15 protein-coding genes are annotated in these 18,572 nt (G+C 29.1%); 8 read left to right on the top strand and 7 right to left on the bottom strand.

The features are described 5' to 3' along the window. The first annotated feature begins 16 nt into the window (after positions 1-16). From MP477_RS12730 to MP477_RS12705, 6 genes are all read left to right on the top strand, one after another. Complete coding sequence (locus tag MP477_RS12730; RefSeq protein ID WP_257190728.1) at positions 17-331, top strand: AlpA family transcriptional regulator; 315 nt, start codon at positions 17-19, stop codon at positions 329-331. A gap of 157 nt (positions 332-488) precedes the next feature. After that, on the top strand, positions 489-869 hold the full coding sequence (locus MP477_RS12725) for a hypothetical protein (protein ID WP_257190727.1): 381 nt from the start codon (positions 489-491) through the stop codon (positions 867-869). 65 nt (positions 870-934) lie between these two features. Beyond that, on the top strand, positions 935-1,675 hold the full coding sequence (locus tag MP477_RS12720) for a hypothetical protein (RefSeq protein ID WP_257190726.1): 741 nt from the start codon (positions 935-937) through the stop codon (positions 1,673-1,675). Between the two features lie 354 nt (positions 1,676-2,029). Beyond that, on the top strand, positions 2,030-7,621 hold the full coding sequence (locus tag MP477_RS12715; RefSeq protein WP_257190725.1) for a reverse transcriptase domain-containing protein: 5,592 nt from the start codon (positions 2,030-2,032) through the stop codon (positions 7,619-7,621). A gap of 564 nt (positions 7,622-8,185) precedes the next feature. Next, positions 8,186-8,602: a hypothetical protein gene (locus MP477_RS12710; protein WP_257190724.1), complete on the top strand. Its 417-nt coding sequence runs from the start codon at positions 8,186-8,188 to the stop codon at positions 8,600-8,602. Positions 8,603-8,683: 81 nt separating this feature from the next. Further along, positions 8,684-10,213, top strand: a complete 1,530-nt coding sequence (locus MP477_RS12705; RefSeq protein ID WP_257190723.1) for a hypothetical protein — start codon at positions 8,684-8,686, stop codon at positions 10,211-10,213. Between the two features lie 194 nt (positions 10,214-10,407). On the opposite strand, the gene MP477_RS12700 is transcribed toward MP477_RS12705, so the two are convergent. The 5 genes from MP477_RS12700 to MP477_RS12680 all read right to left on the bottom strand — a co-directional run bounded on the left by MP477_RS12700 (position 10,408) and on the right by MP477_RS12680 (position 15,329). Next, positions 10,408-10,737 carry a DUF4280 domain-containing protein gene (locus MP477_RS12700; RefSeq protein WP_257190722.1) on the bottom strand — a complete coding sequence of 110 codons (330 nt, stop codon included), beginning with the start codon at positions 10,735-10,737 and terminating at the stop codon, positions 10,408-10,410. Beyond that, positions 10,737-11,168, bottom strand: coding sequence for a hypothetical protein (locus MP477_RS12695; RefSeq protein ID WP_257190721.1), 432 nt, complete (start codon positions 11,166-11,168; stop codon positions 10,737-10,739). The genes MP477_RS12700 and MP477_RS12695 overlap by 1 nt, the downstream gene beginning before the upstream one ends. Positions 11,169-11,179: 11 nt before the next feature. Continuing rightward, on the bottom strand, positions 11,180-12,253 hold the full coding sequence (locus MP477_RS12690) for a hypothetical protein (RefSeq protein ID WP_257190720.1): 1,074 nt from the start codon (positions 12,251-12,253) through the stop codon (positions 11,180-11,182). Positions 12,254-12,258: 5 nt separating this feature from the next. Then, positions 12,259-14,481, bottom strand: a complete 2,223-nt coding sequence (locus tag MP477_RS12685; RefSeq protein ID WP_257190719.1) for a type VI secretion system Vgr family protein — start codon at positions 14,479-14,481, stop codon at positions 12,259-12,261. A gap of 326 nt (positions 14,482-14,807) precedes the next feature. Further along, entirely contained in the window at positions 14,808-15,329 is a 522-nt protein-coding gene (locus MP477_RS12680; RefSeq protein WP_257190718.1) for a hypothetical protein, read from the bottom strand. Positions 15,330-16,030: 701 nt separating this feature from the next. Here MP477_RS12680 and MP477_RS12675 point away from each other — a divergent pair. Both MP477_RS12675 and MP477_RS12670 read left to right on the top strand, forming a co-directional pair. Continuing rightward, positions 16,031-16,573 (top strand): antirestriction protein ArdA, encoded by a 543-nt coding sequence (locus MP477_RS12675; RefSeq protein ID WP_257190717.1) that lies wholly within the window; start codon positions 16,031-16,033, stop codon positions 16,571-16,573. A 61-nt stretch (positions 16,574-16,634) separates the two neighbouring features. Next, entirely contained in the window at positions 16,635-17,225 is a 591-nt protein-coding gene (locus tag MP477_RS12670) for a recombinase family protein (RefSeq protein ID WP_257190716.1), read from the top strand. A gap of 1 nt (position 17,226) precedes the next feature. Here the strand turns inward: MP477_RS12670 and MP477_RS12665 are convergent, their stop codons facing one another. Together MP477_RS12665 and MP477_RS12660 are read right to left on the bottom strand one after the other, a co-directional pair. Continuing rightward, on the bottom strand, positions 17,227-17,979 hold the full coding sequence (locus tag MP477_RS12665) for a DUF4263 domain-containing protein (protein WP_257190715.1): 753 nt from the start codon (positions 17,977-17,979) through the stop codon (positions 17,227-17,229). A 6-nt stretch (positions 17,980-17,985) separates the two neighbouring features. Beyond that, positions 17,986-18,273, bottom strand: coding sequence for a hypothetical protein (locus MP477_RS12660; RefSeq protein WP_257190714.1), 288 nt, complete (start codon positions 18,271-18,273; stop codon positions 17,986-17,988). Positions 18,274-18,572: the final 299 nt, after the last annotated feature.

The following is an 18,572-nucleotide window of genomic DNA, read 5'->3' as shown; positions in this document are numbered from 1 at the left end:
TTAAAATAACAATATTATGCAACAACAAAAATTCTTAGAGGTTATCACTCAATTAGCGAGCGCCTTTTCGTTAGAAAATAAAACAGACGAGAAATTAGATTTATTACTTTCAAAATTAGAAAGTAAAAACAAAGATTCTGCGGAATCACAAAAAGATGAACATCTTTTAATTTCTGAGGTTTGTGAACTTACTAAAAAGAAGAGAACAACTATTTGGCTCTGGAACAAAAAAGGTTTGTTAAAACCTATTGGTAAATCTGGCAAAAGTCCTATTTACAGGAAAAGTGATGTTTTGAATTATATTTATAATTCTGAAAAACATACGGAGTAACTTTTTAAAGTAAAATTACTTTCTAAACAGCGCTGTTTATCTCTTATCAAAGTCTTATTTCCTAAAGACTTTTTAAAAACAAATTTTATCAAACAAATATTAATCCGCAGTGGAATTCCTTTGCATGGTTTTTCTATTGCCTAAAATTAGAAATAATATGTTTTCACTTATACAAAATGTAAAAAACAGAAATGTCATCGGGCAAATAAACTCCGTAGCCGAGTTTGTTGCGCATCTTAAAAATGAAAAAAGGAAAGAAGTACCCGAAATCTTGAAATTGCGAGAGATCAAAGATAAAAACAAAGAATACCAAGCTATAAAAGTTGAATTGCCATCAATTTGTTTTAACTATACTTTCAAGAATAACTATGTCAACACTGAAAATGCAAATGAATCAACAGGATATTTATATTTTGACATTGATGGAGAAGAGAGTTTTGATTATGATATTACCTATGTAACAGCATTATGGAAAAGTGTTGGAGGAGAGGGTTTTGGATTACTAGTAAAAATAAGAAATCTTGTAAAGAGAATTTAAGCTATGAGCATATAGTAAATATACTGGGTATTCCTTATGATAGATCATGTAATGATTGTAGCCGAGTGAATATCATCAGTTTTGATACACAAGCATACTATAATGAATATGCGGATGAAATTGATTTATTAGAATTTAATAAGACTATTGTGCATCCAGTAAAAAAACTCCCCCATTATAGTAGTAATAAAATTAATTTTTTAGGTTACGACCATAATGGGGGTAAAATTAGATTCAATAACTTGTCTGACATACTAGCAAAGAAAGATTTTGAATTTAATAAAGATGGGTATTATGATTTCGGGAAAGAAAAAGTAGAGTATTGTAAATGTTATACACCTCATACAATTGTTCCACAAGGATTAAGGAATAACAGGATAAGCGCATATGCTTACTGTATTATTTCAATAAACCCTAATGCTAGTTTTACGTCTTTTAAGCATTATATTCAAGTGTTTAATAACAAATACTGTAATCCCCCTCTTGAGATGGAAGAGGTAGATGAAATGGTTTCTAAAATCTATAATTTAAGGGGTAAGATTGAGCCCATGAATAATGCAAAAAGAAGAATTATTTATGGTGAGGAGATAAAAACTTTATCTCAAAAATTAAAAATTAATGGTAAGGTCTTGGGAGAAGACAGGTCTATAAAAGTATTCAATGAGTTAGTAGATTTTGTTTTTAATTGGAACTACGAAAAGTATCCAAAAATAACTCAAAAATCACTCATCGGGGTATCGGGTAAAAATAAAAAAACAGTTGAAAAATACTACCGTAGTGTTCTTAATAAAATAAAGAACTCATAGTAAAGTAGGAGAATAGCTGTTCTCCTACTTTATTATGTTTAAATTTTATAAATGAATTAGATTAAAATGAGCTATTTATAGGTGTTTTTTACTGAGAAATTTTAAAATATTAAGTGCATTGAAAATATTGAATGAATATTCATGTTTTTTATTTATTATTACAGAAAATATGAAGAACCAAATTTATTTTAAGTAGATATTCTAAATATCATTCAGATAAAATTTTTAAAACTAACAAATGAAAAATGTAACCGCTACTCAAAATATTTCTATTGGAATAAATATCAAATTTATTTACAAATAATTATTAAAAATTAGGAACTTTATATCTTTGGAAAAAGAAATAAGTAGCGTATGAATATTGATGATCTTTATAAAAAAATCTCGGATAAATTATTCAATATTTTTTATGTTGATTCCCATAAGTATGGAATACAACAAGACAATGGTAGTTATAAGTTAATTAAGCAAAAAATTTCACCAGTAACGGTTGAAGATATGCTGAAATATCAGAAGAGCTTACTAACATATCAAGAATTACATATTGTTGATAATGCCTTTGTAAAATGGATATGTATTGACCTCGACATTATTAAATCGGAAATTGATACAAATGAAGTTAATAGAGAAAATTTAACAGCTGTAAAAAAAACTACGGATCTATTATCAAATTATCTTGATAGTATAAATATTCCACATTTGGTTGAATTTTCTGGAAGAAGAGGATTTCATATCTGGATTGTATTTGAACGAAATATTACTAAAGAAGAAGGCTATAATCTTATTAACTATATTTATAAAAATACAAGAGACAAATTTGAGAAAAATATCACAGCAGATCTATTTCCTAAAACTCCATATGTAAACAAAAGATCTAAAGGTATTGGCTACGGTGTTAAACTTCCATTATCTCAGAATAAAGTCAGTAATAAATTATCTTTTTTTCTTGAGAAAAATGAGTCTTTTGAATTTGAGCAAGATAAATGGCTGAAAAATCCTAATATAGCCTTTCTTAAAAAACAGCTGGAAATATTATCTAATTTTAAACCAATCTCTTATAAGTTAGTTTCACAATATATTAATGAATATGCCGATACTTATAGGAATTCAATTTCATATATTAAAAATAGGAGAATAACTTCTCATTTAACAAATCAAATAGATTTAGATTCTTTAATAAATTCTCTAAAAAAATGTGATAACTTAAATGAAATTCTTAATAATTACGAACAAGGATTAAGTACTAAAGAAAGAAGTATTCTCGTTGGACTTTTAGGGCAGCTTAAAACTAAGGATAATGATAATTTTGGAAGAGATCTATTGATTGAAATATTTTCTAAAATTAAAGATTTTAACGAAGAGATTACATTAAAGAAAATAAATACATTAAAGTATTTTAAGCCAATTAGTTGTAAAAGTTTAGGAAAATGTACAGCTTGTAAAGAATGTTCTATTGTTTCACCTATCGAATTAATCGAAGGAATTGAGTTTGAAAAACTACCTGATTACCATATTGAAAATATTGATAAATTTGTTTTTGAGAAAATAAAAAAATCATTATATCAGTATTCTTTAAAAAATGATGAAGTTCCCTTATTTAGTCAATTAAAAACTATACAAAATATAAACTTCGAAAATATTAATGAATTTATCTCATGCATATATAATGGGAATTTTAATTTTGAAAATAGAGAAAGTTTTAGTTTTGATAGAAACGAGATAACAAAAATAAGAAGACTGTATAATATTGATCCTCTTGATAATCTTGTATCTATTTACTTCACATTTATTTTAAATTCAATTTTTTTCAATGAGATTTCAGGTAATTCATATGGGTATGAATTTTCAAGTAGTTTCTACAAGAATAACATTTTTAATAATTGGTTTATAAACTGGGCTAAATATACACAGAAAATTGAAACTATTCTTTTTAACTCTGAATATGAAGATTATTTTCTAATAAAGCTTGATATAAAAAATTTTTATGATAAAATTAATCTTAATAGATTAAAGATTAGACTTTTCGAAGAAGCTCCTACATCAATTAAAGAAAAATTATCAGAATTATCAGAACAAGATATAATTAAGTATAAAAATATTTTAGATTATTTAATTGAGTTGTCAAGGACTACAACAGGAGATAATTTAAAAGGATTACCTCAAGGACCAGCTTATGCAAGATACTTAGCTGAACTTTATTTAATCGGTTTAGATGGATTAATTGAAAATAGATTTATTCAGGATCAAAAACGAGAATATTATAACCGATTTGTAGATGATATATTCATATTTGTAGAATCGGAGGAAAGAGCAAATAATCTTTTTTCAAAAATTAAGGACTGGTTAGTAATTAATGATTTAGAGTTTAATACTCAAAAGACAAAAATTACTAATGTTAAAAAATATGCTGAATCGGGTGAGTACAATAAATTCAAAGACAATATTAAATACGATATAAACTTTGCTAACAAAAATAAATCTGTTTTACCAGAAAGTGATGTTCAAGAAGCGTTATTTAAATTGGAAAACCTAACGGAAGATTTTAAGTTTGGACTAAAAGATAATCTTCGATTTTTCTATAGTAATTTTAAAGATGATAAAAGATTAGATTTTCTAAAAAAAAGTTTAGCAAAAAAATTACCATTTACAAATGATGGTAGAGGTACTTTGTATTTTATTTTTTATAATAATCTTATTTCAAATTTTCGTGACGAATTTTGGAATTTAAAACAAGACGTAGCCAAAATACAGGGACTTTCATTGACTCACTTTCTTAATACAATTTTATTAAACGAAGATATCATAAAATATAATAAAGAAAATATTAATGATATTATTGAGAAGGTGCATTTAAGAAGTGATCTTTCAGATGCAGATCAATTATTGGTCACTTCATTAGCATTAAAAACAAATAACCAAGTCAAACTAAACTTTTCAGAGAAAATTATGTATTCAGCACTTAAAGTTCCAGATTTTGAATTGTCAATTGAAAATTGGGACTTACAAAACCGAGCATTACAAGATAAAACAGAATCAATTTCTTTTTTAAATGAACTTAATAGAATCATAAATGAAAATACTTATACGAAGGAATTCTTAAATGAACTTGCAACATATTCATTTAGTCGTTTCTCTTTATGGGAAGAAAAACAAGAAACATCATTTTTGAAAGATGAAAGCGCTTTAAAGCTATATTATCAAGCATTGTGCTTTTTAACTCTTTTTGAAATATCACCTAAAAATGCAGTCATCATAGAGTCTTGGAGATTATTACTGAATAAATCTCAAGAGTTTGGAGATATATCAAATAAACATCATCAATTTTTATGGATTAGTAAATTAGAAAATTTTAAATACGAGGATTTTTCTAACAATTTGTATACTTTAATTCTATCTGATAAATCAGGGACTGATCTTAGTGAAATTAGTTGTAAAAATGAATTTTTGAAGCAATATAGAAATTTAGTTATCATGTTATTATTTTCAAAAGATGAAATAAACCATTATTCTAGATTTAATGATGATATATTAGTAAATATTAAAGAGGAATCTCTTTTCATAAAATGGATAAAAAAACCAGGAGCAAGTTTATATCCAGAGTTTGACGGTATTGGACTTAAAAATATAGGTCTTAATGGAATTATTGTTCTTAAAGACGCTGAAAAAGTATTCATTAAAGACATTAACTCTAGCATTAACTTTAAAAAGTATGGTTATCTTAATATAGAAATAGAATTAGAGAATGGAAATGCAGAAGAATTAGAATATTCTATACCCAATGAAAGGCTATCTTCAATATTGGAAGTTAAAGATTTGAAAGATTTTATAATTAAAATAAGTGATTTAATAGAAATCCACAAGTCTTTTTCCAAAGATCACTCTACAAAATATCCTGTTTTTTACAAACCTTTTAACAGTTATAATTCATTACCTATTATTCCTTATTATTCTGATCAGGATGAAATTATAGATTATAATGGTAATGTCATTAAAATTGAAAAGTCAGGTTATTGGGAGACAATAAAAGAGTTGATTAAAAATATTGACAATAATGAAAATATTAAATTGTCATCAGAAGAATCAATATTTAACTTTAATATAATCGAACTTGATAAGAGATTTTTTCCCAAGTCAGGTTCTTTAATAATTTCAAGAGAAGAAGATAAATTAAATTTTATCGAAGAGTTTAGAGGAAATATTAATATAGAAAATTTTTCAATTTTTGAATATCAATATTCTTGGTCAAAAACTGTTTTTAAGCAATGTGAAAAATTAGGCACAGACGTTAATACTTTAATTAGTTACTTAGATATCCATTTTAAACATTTTGAAGAAGATGATAGAATGGACTTATTTTTCTCAATTGATGATAGCTTTAAAATTAATGACTCTAATCTGCAAGATTTTTATTTAACAATTATTACCTCAGTAAATATCTTTCAGAATCAAGTGCAAATTAAAGATATTAATTTTGAAGACATTTTTGCTAATGATTACTTAAATGAGATAGAAATTGATGGTACTAATAAGAAGATAAATTTAATAGATTTAAAAAAAATAGATATTACAATAGATAACCCTCGTGATGTTTTAACGAATGAATCTATTTATAAATTAAATATAGAAGGTGGAATTAAAGAATTTGATGATATTTATTTTTTTAATCATATGTCAAAAAAATTTCATTTAAGGGATATAAATGATTTAAGGGGTTTGATAAGAAGCAATGGAGGAAATTTTGTCTTTATTGATAATGGAGATATTTTTATTTATACTTTAGAAAATGAGCTCTTAAAATGCTTTAATAGAATACAAAAGAGAAAAGATTTATACGATAAAATTTTCAATACAGTTGAAGTTTCTAATCAAACAATCAATGTTGAGATTTTGAAACCCCTTTATCCTAATAATAGAAATTATAATTCTGTAAAACACACATATGATAATTTTACTGAAAGGATAAGTTTATTGCAAAAACTCAGGTCACATTATAAAATTACAACTGATATAGAAAGTAGAATTATAAACTGGTTATCAAATCTGAATGAACAAACTATAGGAGGGAGTGATTTACAAGTATTTATGATGGAAAAAGGTTTTGGGATCTCTGACCTCCATACAAGTATACTTAAGGTTCTAGATAAGCATCTATTTATTTCTAATGATAGAATTAATTTTATCAAAGAAACAGTTGAACAAATACTTTCTGAGAATAATAATTCTATTGTATTATCAATTAAAAACCCAATAAATGATGAAAATGGACTAAAAAGGTTGTTGGAGAAATGTGATTTTATAAATAGAAAAATAGACTGGGAAAAGAACTTTGATATTTTATGCTCAGAGAAAAAATCATATAATAAAATTATATTTTTAACAGATATTGCTCTTTCAGGTAAACAAACAATTAAAGCTTTTAATTATTATAGAAAATTTCATGATAGCAATGAGCTTTTAAAAGAATATAATAATCATAAAATACATTCAAAAACGCCAAAAGAAGAAAGATATTTTTTATTTGACGATATTGAAAAGATATCAATATTCAATGATAATTTGGTAAAATGTGAACATATAATTTTTGTTTCCTCAATCATGACTGAACTATATCAAGAAAAAGTTAAAGAAAATTTAAGTGATGTACACGAAAAATGTGAATTCTTAACATATTCTGAAGTTTTTAAAAAAGAATTTATTTATGAAGGAATAAATTATAGTAATAATCACAGAGAATTATTTGAAGCATTAGTGAAAGATTTGGTTTTAATTAATAAATTGTTTGTTTTAAACGAACAAGATAAGGTTTATTATGAAAAAAGTATTGGAGATTTGAATGATAATAATGTTGTTTTAAGAATCAACTCTTTGCCTGCAAAACATATAAAATTATTTTCATTGCAACCAACAAAAGGTAAACCATTATTAGATTTTATACGTAATTGGTAACTTAAAGTTCAGAATATCAAGTTATATGTGGAAATCTTGTTTCATTAAAGAATTAAAAATTAAGTACATAGTTTGATTTTGATACTGAAAAAGAAATTTATGAAGTCTTCACCTGTTTTTAGATTTCACGACTGCATTGCTACTACAGAAGGCAGTAATTTTAGTAATGTACCGAGAATTTCAAGTGATTAAAAGTATAGCTCTGCTAGAGTATATTATAAAGTGGTTTAAGGTGGTTTTTAGCATACTTTATCATGTTGAGTTATTGTTTTTGCGTTTTGAGAATTTGGCATGATTTTTGATTTGTGTAAATCAAGTATAATAAACACTATCTCAGTTAGACGAGGTAGTGTTTTTGCTTTAATAAGAAAAATTAAAATTTTAGAAACCAAATTTAAAAATATTATAAAATGAAAAATATAATCTTACCTACTATTTCAATTAATTCAGGATAGCTGTATTGAAATAATCTCTTAAATCATTTTGAGTAGCCCAAAATACGTCCTAAGTAAAAACTTAGGGTGGTATTGTCGTGTCCAAACTTTAACAAATAAATATTTTATCATGAAAGATTTTAAAAAAAACAACAAAATTAAAAACAACAACAAAAACATGAAAACATTTGATAACAAAAAACTTAAACAAGAGTTAATACTGGCTGAAATCACATATCAGCGTGAATTAGAAGAAAGACTAAGAAAAGAAGCCGTAGGCTTATATTTTGAAATTGACAGCGAAGAGCAGATATGGGTTTATAAAGATTCTAAAGTAGTAGCTGATATTTATATTGAAGAAGAGTGGGAGAATAACATTAATGCCACAATAGATATTAACCCTTACTCTAAAGTCACATTTAAGAAAGTTGAAAAGAAACTCCGAGATTTTTTATTCAATGAATGGAGTAGAGAACAATATGAGAAACTTGAAATTAGCGAGTCTTGCCTAAGTAAAGACCCTGAAAACTGGAAAGATTCTCAATAAAAAATAGAAAATATTAATCTGCAATGGAAATTCCTTCTTTTTTTAATATGCTGGGATTTCCATTGTTTAAAAATTAGCATTATGTCAAAAAAACTATTATCTAAAAATAAAACAGCAAGAAAGCTAACTAGAAACGAAAAACAAAGGATTACAATTGCTAATGTAGCATTAATTCCTTCTGTAATTAAAAATTATATAGATACACTTGTGGAGGTTTACCGCCCGACTTTTACCTACAAGCTAAAAGTTGAGTTTTTCTATTATATTGTTACAACTATAATAAAGCGCCAAAATACTTACGAAAATAAAACGCTTGAAAATATTCCTGTTGCACTTAATGCAACGATTTTAAGGGGTATAAAGTCAGATTATAATGAGTATATAAGTTGGCTTATTGAACAAGAAGTTATTTTCATGGCTGAAAATTACGAGCCTGGACATTCTTCAAATAAATATTGCTTTGCAGATTTTATTTTGTCGCCCCTAAAAGAAGATTCAGTCTCTGAAATAGTTGAATTAAAAGCCTTAGAATCCAGTACAATCACAGTGGCAAGATCCATTCAGGAATCTGAAGTGTATGAGGAGAATAAACATCTTTTGAAGTGGTTTAATAATGATTTGGAAATTGATTTTGAAGGGGCTAAAACCTATATAAAACATTTATCTTATTATGAAGGTGAGATTTATGATTTAACACATAAAAAAGTTCATTGGAACCATCAAATAACAGTTTTACATCATAAAGCTTTTTATGCAACCCGAAATGAAGAAAGTGATTTTCGTTTACACACAGTTTTAACAAACTTGAAGAAGATATTTAAACCTTTTGTAACATATAAAGGTCAAGAACTTATAGGATATGATCTAAAAAACTCGCAACCGTTTTTCTTGATATTTTTAATAGATTCTATTATAAATAGTAATAGTAGAATAGATAATATAATAGATAGAATATATCTTAAAAAGATTTATAATTCCTTTATGTTGCAGAAACTCTGGGAGGTCCTTTCTACAGAGGGTTTCCAGAAAGAATATGAAATTTTTAAAACATGGGTTCTTAACGGTGAAATTTATGAAAATATGGAGAGTATAATGAATCCTAAGAAACGGTTAGGCTCTTATTTTGCAAATAAATATATCGCTAGGAAAAAGGTAACTGAAAAGAAAAAAATGGATAATGTTAGAGCTTTGATGAAAGGAGTCATTTTCACTTTATTTTTTAGTAGTCTAAAAACAAGAAATTCAGATTACAAAACTTTTAAAAAGGTTTTTCCAAATTTGGTTACTGTAATAGAGATCTTTAAGAGGAAGGCTAATGCTGATTTTTCCAAGCTGTTGCAAAATATTGAATCAGACTGTATGATTGATTTTGTATCAAGGAAGATTGCTAATGAGTACCCAGAAATGCCATTATTTACCATTCATGACTCAATCTCTACCACAGAGAATTACGCAGAGATTTTAAAGGCTTTAATGCCTCAATACGTCTATGAATACACAGGATTAACACCTAAGATAGAAGAGGAAAAATGGAAGAAACATGATTTTCAAATTGATTATGAAAAACGATTAAAGTTACATCCAGAATGGTATGCTTACAACGGCTTTTAAGGCAGTTTTTTAGTGTGTTTTACATTACAATGAACACAGCCTTACTAGATAAAAACAGGCTCAAAATAAGCCTGTTTTATGCTCTTGTTACATTTAGTTCTAAAAGTGCAATAAATTCCACTGATTCATCCTTTCCCATAAGCTCATCATTTTCATGTCTTTATTGTAAAATGGGAGAATTAAATATTCGTAAATCATTCTTCCACAAAGTTTTGAGCTGACTTTAGAACTGATATTTTACCGCCTACAGAACACTTACAAGTAGAGCTATCTAATAACTCTTTTTTACCGTCAATTTCAAAATTAGAGGTATTATCCCACTTAATAGGTGAAGGTGTACAGGAAGACCTTAAAACACTGCACATTCCAAAAGGTTTAATGTTAATGTTAGACTGTTTGTCCTCTTCTGTAGCCTGTAGCTTTCCATCAATACTCATAAAGGATTGACTAGTTACTGTGAGCGGAGTTGGTGAAGTTCCTTTATCACATTTTAGCTGGGTGGTATCTGTGATATGCTGGGACATTATTTCTCAATATTTAAAATTCCTTTTTCCAGAGAAGTTGACATTTTAGCTTTATAAATCAATTTTTCTCTATTATAGATTGTAATATTCTTAGTCATTGTTGAAATTGTAATATCTTGTATTTTAGCACCATTAAGAAAGTATTCAATTTTTTTATTAAAATGTGACAACAAAGCTCTCTCAGGTAAATAGCTTTTTTTTGATTTTAAAAGTGTATTAAGTAAAACTATTTGTTTTCCTGTCAATTTTTTACTGTTCAGTAGTTGAATAGAGTTACTTTCATTAGTATCATTGACTGTAGATGTTTCCTTATCATAGTAGGAATAATTCCTTATAACTATACTATCTACTTTTCCAGTATAAATATGTTTTATTTGCCCATTTATTAAAATGTTTAATAATATAACAAAAACTAAGATTATTTTTTTCATTTTCTTAACTATTAGATTGCTTCTAAACCTTGAACCGTTGACTCATCATAGACACCGTAATTTCCATCTTCAATTGTAATATCCAAATGCTTTTTATAGAATGTTACATTTGCCATTGTACTTGGCGCAATATGAAATGTTGGGTCTATATTGGCATAAGTTGCTGGTAATGCAGATATAACTTTAATACCAATTTTTTTTGCAATTACTCCTGCATACACACTAAGATAGTTATATGCTAGTATTTTCTTTATTTCTAAAAATGTCAGCTTTATTGAGTCATTTACTTTATAGGTTGTCCCTAATATACCATTGATTTGAGGAGTTAAATCAACAGGTAACGAACCACTAGGATGATAATAAAATGTATTTGGCACAAAACTAAAAATAGTAGAATCAGGTATTGTTTTAGTAGTACTATACTGTTTGTTATTCCTAAACTTTGAAAAAAGAGCATTTGTTGCAACAGGAAAGCTGCATCCCCAAATTTTCATAAACCCAGAACTTGTAAATGCATTTTTAAAATTTGTAGCATTAATCGTCCCTGAAGTAAAGTCAGCTTTTCTCATATCACAATCTCCTGCACCACTATCTGTATTTACTAAAATTGGACCATTCCAATACGCATGAGAAAAGACATGAACTTCCTGTAATGTATTAGGGTTATTTGTTCCTATATCTTCAATCAATTTATAAACATCAGTTTTTGAAATTATCTTTTTACTATTGTTCTCAAATCGAATACTATTATTAGCTCTCACATAGTCACTATTGATTACTTTATCAAATGTTAGTGTGCTTTTCTTAGGCGATGAGTTTGCAAAGTATTCAGTTTTAGTAATAGTTCCCGCTAAAATATTTACATCATAAATAATAAAATCATTTCCTTTTTGGCTCTGAATGATTTTCTTCACATAGCTTTGAACATATTTATCAAAAGAGCCTGAAAGCTGATAATTGTTATGGTCATCAGGATAAAATAGTCCAGAAACCAATATGTACTGCTTGAATGGAGCGATATTTACTTTCAAATGTTGGAAGTTAACACTTCCACTTATACCTGTTATTGTTACTGTTCCAGACATAATAATTATATATTAGTTTCGTTTGTATCTTCTTTTTCTTTCTTTTTTATCTCCACTTTTTCTTTTAACTCTGCAAAACCTTCTTTATTTACAGTTCCTGAATAAATTACTTTCTTTTTCTCATTATTATAATCATGTTCAACATCAACATCAATAGTTTCTCCTTCATCATAATTTCGAGTATATACTAAAATACTTATCTTTTCCCCAATAAAAGCCGTGTCAATAATCTCTTTCATATCACCATCCATCCATTGTGCACTGACTATTTGTTTTTCTTTCGTATAATCAAACTCTCCATTTTGAGGAAGTTTATTCATTTGTGGAGCTTTGTACTCAATTTTATCTTTTGCAGTCAATAATGAGTTAGCTCCATATACATGCATTCTGTCTTTTGCTCCAAACTCTGTCTGTCCATCAGTATAACCTATGAATTTTTCTTTACCATAGAGGTCTAGGTGGGCTTTTGCTGATATTTCGGTATTAGTACCAGCATTTATAATAGTCTTCTTACCACTGTCTTGGCTTATCTCTTGCTTTGCAATAATCTTTATGTTTTGCCCCACATTGGTATCCATATTCTTGCCTGCTTTGGTTTCAATATTTTCCTCAATATCAAACTTCAGGTTCTTTGATTTTATAGTAATGGTTTCAGGAGCGGTAATGTTGATGTTACTTCCCTTTGTATCAAATTGGAGTACATTTCCACTTTTATCAGTCAACAAGATACTTTCGTCTTCTGTAAACACTAATCTATGCCCACTTCTGGTTTGTAAAGATTTTACACGGTTATCCATACCTCCTCCCAAGCCTACACCTCCGTGAAACATTCCTCCCATAGCAAAAGGAAAATCAGGATTATGATATTCAAAACCAACCATCACTTGGTCTCCTATTTCTGGAACAGCTACAAAGCCTCTATTCTGGCTTATGACATCAGTTCCCCCAGCATCTGGGCTCATCATTCGGATAAAATGGGTGGTATCATTTAACTGCCAGTCAAACTGTACTTGTATTCTGCCTTGATTCAAAGGATCAATATTGGAAATTACAGTAGCAACCTGTGGCTCTGCTTTGGGCATTATAAAAGCGGGTTTTGGCATGAAGCCTGTTCCCTCGGCTATAGCCTCAAAGCCTCCAGTATAATAACCTCTGGCATCAACTTCGTGACTTACCTCCGTCATCATCAAGGTTGTGAAGTGGGAGGTTTGGTTACTGTCCTGATTTCTCATATCTATATCTGCTACACAACCTACATACAAAAAAGGAACTGTAGTATTTCCAGAAACAGTAAAAACCTCTACCGCTTTACTCCCTCTTGCACTCTTTTGGGAGTCGTCCACATCCAGAAACATATTAGCATTAATAGGAGTAGGAGTCAGTGACCTTGTTTTAAAAATTTTATCATTCAGTTCATAGGCTTTTTGGGATAAATCCCCTAAATGCTTAATACTCTCATTAGAACCCAACATTTTTGCATGACTACTGCTATTATAACCAAAGTGTTCAGCCTTAGTATGAACTGCCTTTAACTCTACCTGAACATCAGTAACGTTACTTCCGTAAACAAGGTGGATAGGCTTTTCATGAGGGGGAAGCTTTCCAAAGTGTAGTACTTCACCATCATAATAAAACTGTTCCCCATAAGCTTCCGCTAGTCTTGTAAGGTAATTGTAATGGGTTTCACAATATTGAGAGCTATAGTTAATGTAGCTTTTATTCTGGGTATCTATCCTGAAATCAAAATCATTAGTACTTAATGCTTGTCTAATAATACTGTCAGCAATAATAGATGTGTTCACAGCCTGAGTACCTCCGAAACTCTGGGTATGGGGTGCGGAATCCATCAGAATTGTTGGGCTCTGCCCTTTCAGTACAATATTTCCCAAACTCATTTTTTCCTGACTGAATGCCACTTTTGTAACCACACCGACAAATGTACGTTCGGGGCTTTCATTTTCAGCATCTTTATATTTAAAAGTAACTGTCAGGCGTTTTCCTAGAAATTGTCTGGCTTCTTCAAGATTGTGATTCTGTGATTCTTCTAAAGAATCATGAGCTAAAGTAAGTTCAAAGTAATGATGCCTTCTTGCACTCTGCTGTAGGCGGAAGTGCTTAAAGTGGCTGATAGGTTTTCCGTTAACTACAATATCAAGCTTCACCACACGATTGATGCCCGAAATATGATTCTCCGAAATCCGATCAGAATTGGAGGTGTTTTTTTTCATAATTTTGTGAGTGTTTTTTGATCTTAGATCACTAAATGTAGATAAAAATATGATGCCAAATATAGAGATTTTTAATAAATCTTTTAAATTGTAGTAAAACTACGACTACTTGTTAATCAAATAGTTTGATTAATGCTTTGCTTTCCGTCTTTTACTAAAATACTGTTTCAATTTGTTGGTGATAAGTTTCAATGTGAGGAGTGAATAATAAACACCGCCGACATATAGTATAGCAATTGAGACTAATAAAAGATAATCCCAATTGCTAGGTTCTCTGAATGATCGGAGAGAAGTTCCACAGAAATTTGAATTTAAAATGAACGTTATCATTTTGCAGTGTTAATCAGATTTTTAATAATTATTTCTACAGTCTCATCTAACCATTTTATAACTATTCGAGTTTGTTCAGCAGAGCTATAATCAATATCTCTATTATCCAAATTTTTAGAAATAGCATCTTTGAATTGGCTTATTATTTTGTATTTCGTATCTGTGTCAATTTCCCAAGTTTTAATATCATTTATGATATATTCAATAGTAGCTTTAACAGATTGAAAATTACTGTCATAATTTTGCTGTTTTTGTCTTAAAGTACGTTCTATCAAATCAAGATTATATGGTTGGATATAATTGCCATACTGTCGTGGTTGTTTTTCATATTGGGTTTTGTTCAGATCGTAATATTCCCATTGCCTTGAGAGATTATTGTACTTTTTATAACCAATTCTATTTCCAGATGAGTCAAAATACTCATAACGTTTGTAGAGTGAATTATATTTCTCGGTGACAGACTGAGAAAAATACATACTTCCAAATGATAGAAATGCTAAAAAAATAATTTTTTTCATAGTGAATATTTTATTCACTCGTCCTCCTAAAGTGATAGGTTTTTAAATACAAAAAGCGTGAAGGACTACACTTAATTTGCAAACAGAGGTTCTGACAAAACCTAATAGCACAAACAAGTATTTGCCCAACACGCCATACGTGGGGCATCAACTGTTTATTCTGTGCTATAATTGAAACTGTCAGATTTCTGTTTACAGAATAAAAGCTAACGCTTTATTTTTTCGTAAATGTTACCCAAATGAACTATTTCATTCAGATGTTTTTTTTCATATCAATAATTAAACCGTTTTAAATGTTAATTGTTTACAAAATTGCTAAAAAAAATCAATACTGTAAAGACTGATTTTGAATTTTTTTTTACATGTCTCGATAGAGTACCCATATTAGTCTTAGGGGGAGGGGGTAAGGCGAGTTTTTGATAGTACCCCCACCTGTTGAAAGTCTGGCAAATGTTTTCGGACGATCTAAAAACTGAACATTTTTTTTGAATATTTTTAGACTACGGGGTAGATTTAGAACACTTTTCAAAACCTTTTACACGCTTTCAAAATATTTTTGCTATTTCATTGAATATCACTCTATTTTTAGAACATTTGGCACAGTTTTCGACTACTATAAACCAACAAAAAACCCCATCAATACTACTAATATTGAATGGGGAAGTGTAAAAAATTCTAACGCTAATTAAAACTTATCTACAATGACAAAGTTACAAAATTGTTTGGAGGACTTCCAAATCTATGTCGGTACTTATGGCAAGTACAATTCAGGAAGCATCTACGGTGAATGGCTTCAACTTTCAGATTATTCAAACTATGACGAGCTTTTAGATGCTATGCATGAGTTACACCAAGACGAACAAGACCCTGAATTTATGTTTCAGGACTACGAATGTAGTCAGTTCTTTATCAAACAAAAGCTAATCAGTGAATGCCATCTTTCAGCAGACATTTACGAAATAGCCGAAGAGATCAATAATTCAGATTATGATTTTGAGGTTATAGAAGCCTATGCAGAGTGCATGAGTTATTATCATGAGGACGTAAGCGACCTATTAGACAGTCTTTCAGATTCTTATTATGGTGAGTACAGTTCGGACGAGGATTTTGCACAGTGTACTTTAGAACAGGAAGGCTCAATTCCTGAAAACCTGTCTTCTTACATCTGCATTGATTGGGAAGCAACCGCCAGACATTTGATGTATGATTATATGAGTTCTAACGGATATTATTTCAGAAACTAATTACAATAACAACCTTTGCACCTTGCTTAAATGCAGGGTGCTTTATAACATTTTACAAATTATGAAAGCAAGATATATAAGAGTTTCAACAGGGGCACAAAATACGGCAAGACAGGAAGAGAGACAAGCGCAAGGCGAAAGAGTATTTACCGATATTGTTAGCGGTTCTGTACCGTTTAAGGATAGAGAGCAGGGAAAGGAATTGATAAAAGCTATTGAGAATAACGAAATTAATTACGTCTCGGTAAGTTCTATTGACAGGCTCGGAAGAAACCTGTATGACATTCTTACGACCTTGGAATTTTTCAAAGAAAGGGGCGTTATTCTAAAAGTGGATAATCTCGGAATAGAAAGCCTAATCAAAGGCAAAGAAAATCAGGCGTTCAAACTTATCATTTCGGTTATGGCTAACATTGCAGAAATGGAGCGAGAAACCATTTTAGAACGACAGCGTGAGGGAATCGCACTCGCAAAGGCTAAAGGAATCTATAAAGGGCGTGAGAAAGGTTCTACCGAGAGCATGGAAGATTTCCTTTTTAAGTATAAAGAAGTAATTAAGAGCCTAAAGAAAGGAAATTCAATAAGAGATACAGCGAAAATCTGTAATGTAAGTATAGGAACAGTACAGAAAGTCAAAAATAATATTAAATAGATTAATAAGAACTGTATTCCCTCATTTTTAAGACTTCTTCAAAATGATCACTATAAAAATGGGATGATGCAACCTTTTGACTATTGCAAAATTTTTTCCATTCAGAATCTGTAAAAGCTTTGTAAAATGGATTTGCAAGTTCCTTTTCATAATGTTCAGGTGTTCCATCACGTAACCAAGCAATAGGATAAAATTCTCGCCTTTTAATTTTATCTGTCAAATAGTCGAAGGATCTAATTTCAGCTCCAATTTCCTCGGCTATTTGATTTCTTTTTTCCACTTCATAATGGTTTGATAGTCTTCTACCTATTATTATCTTGAATTTAAAATGGGTAGGGTTTGATATTCTTGTATTGACAGTGGGCAAATATTTTCCCATCCAATTGCGATTATCCATTAACCATCTTTTCCAATCTCTTATTTGTTGTGTAGCTCTATTAAACTCTGCAGTCATTAATCCCTTATCCGTAAATAATTTGGCTGACGGTTGTTTGATTTCAATAAATTCAAAAATGTTTCCATTACTAAAACCATCTGATAAAGTTATAAAATCAGTTTCTAGCTCACTGCCAAGTTTTAGTTTGGAAATAACTAAATGACAATCATCATCGCTTAAAAAAATCCCTGCATTATCAGTCAAATACCTTTGATAATTATTTTCTAACAAATTTTTAGAGAGGAGATTTTCCCATTCTTGTATTTTATAGGATTTAAAACCTCTTCCATACCATTCTGAATGATTAATGTTTTCCAAAGTTTACTAATAAGATTTTAAAATTTCAATTAACTCATCATAAAGATCAAGTATAATAGCTTTTGCCTCAGCATTAACCAGGTTTCCTGTACTAATATCATGTGGTTCACGCAAACCAGCTAAAATCAACTGTATTTCTTTATAACGTTCTCCATGAATTTTATCTTTAGATTTGACAAGTCCTTCGATAATAACGGAAATTTTGTTTAGTAAATATCTGTTATATTGATTATTACGAGATGCTTCTAAATCTAGAATATTAGATTGGATTTTTTGAGGTTTTGAAATGGGCATATAAATAATGTATAAGTCCAAATATAAAGATATTTTTTTATTGGGTTTATAAGTTTTATATGTAAAATGAAACGAGGGTAGCCCACTCAAAGAAAATGAAATTATCACTATCGACAAATCAGAAAGAAGGTAAAAGGAGCTGTTTTTACTATAGGAGTTTTGGTAGTTGCTTTTATTATTCTATATAGTTAATATGGTCCTCTATTTAGCTACCTGTTGATCTTTCAAAATAATAACATTCAGCTATTTTTAAGGTTTTGAATACCCATAAAAAGAGCCTGATTTATGCAATTGCAAAT

The organism is Chryseobacterium sp. WG23 (assembly GCF_024586575.1).
Lineage (GTDB): Bacteria > Bacteroidota > Bacteroidia > Flavobacteriales > Weeksellaceae > Chryseobacterium.
This window is presented reverse-complemented; position numbering and strand designations above follow the sequence as displayed.

Excerpts from the sequence above, each read along its gene's own strand:
- MP477_RS12730 (WP_257190728.1), top strand. The coding sequence starts at position 17 with ATGCAACAACAAAAATTCTTAGAGGTTATCACTCAATTAGCGAGCGCC.
- MP477_RS12725 (WP_257190727.1), top strand. The coding sequence starts at position 489 with ATGTTTTCACTTATACAAAATGTAAAAAACAGAAATGTCATCGGGCAA.
- MP477_RS12715 (WP_257190725.1), top strand. The coding sequence starts at position 2,030 with ATGAATATTGATGATCTTTATAAAAAAATCTCGGATAAATTATTCAAT.
- MP477_RS12710 (WP_257190724.1), top strand. The coding sequence starts at position 8,186 with ATGAAAGATTTTAAAAAAAACAACAAAATTAAAAACAACAACAAAAAC.
- MP477_RS12705 (WP_257190723.1), top strand. The coding sequence starts at position 8,684 with ATGTCAAAAAAACTATTATCTAAAAATAAAACAGCAAGAAAGCTAACT.
- MP477_RS12700 (WP_257190722.1), bottom strand. The coding sequence starts at position 10,737 with ATGTCCCAGCATATCACAGATACCACCCAGCTAAAATGTGATAAAGGA.
- MP477_RS12695 (WP_257190721.1), bottom strand. The coding sequence starts at position 11,168 with ATGAAAAAAATAATCTTAGTTTTTGTTATATTATTAAACATTTTAATA.
- MP477_RS12690 (WP_257190720.1), bottom strand. The coding sequence starts at position 12,253 with ATGTCTGGAACAGTAACAATAACAGGTATAAGTGGAAGTGTTAACTTC.
- MP477_RS12685 (WP_257190719.1), bottom strand. The coding sequence starts at position 14,481 with ATGAAAAAAAACACCTCCAATTCTGATCGGATTTCGGAGAATCATATT.
- MP477_RS12680 (WP_257190718.1), bottom strand. The coding sequence starts at position 15,329 with ATGAAAAAAATTATTTTTTTAGCATTTCTATCATTTGGAAGTATGTAT.
- MP477_RS12675 (WP_257190717.1), top strand. The coding sequence starts at position 16,031 with ATGACAAAGTTACAAAATTGTTTGGAGGACTTCCAAATCTATGTCGGT.
- MP477_RS12670 (WP_257190716.1), top strand. The coding sequence starts at position 16,635 with ATGAAAGCAAGATATATAAGAGTTTCAACAGGGGCACAAAATACGGCA.
- MP477_RS12660 (WP_257190714.1), bottom strand. The coding sequence starts at position 18,273 with ATGCCCATTTCAAAACCTCAAAAAATCCAATCTAATATTCTAGATTTA.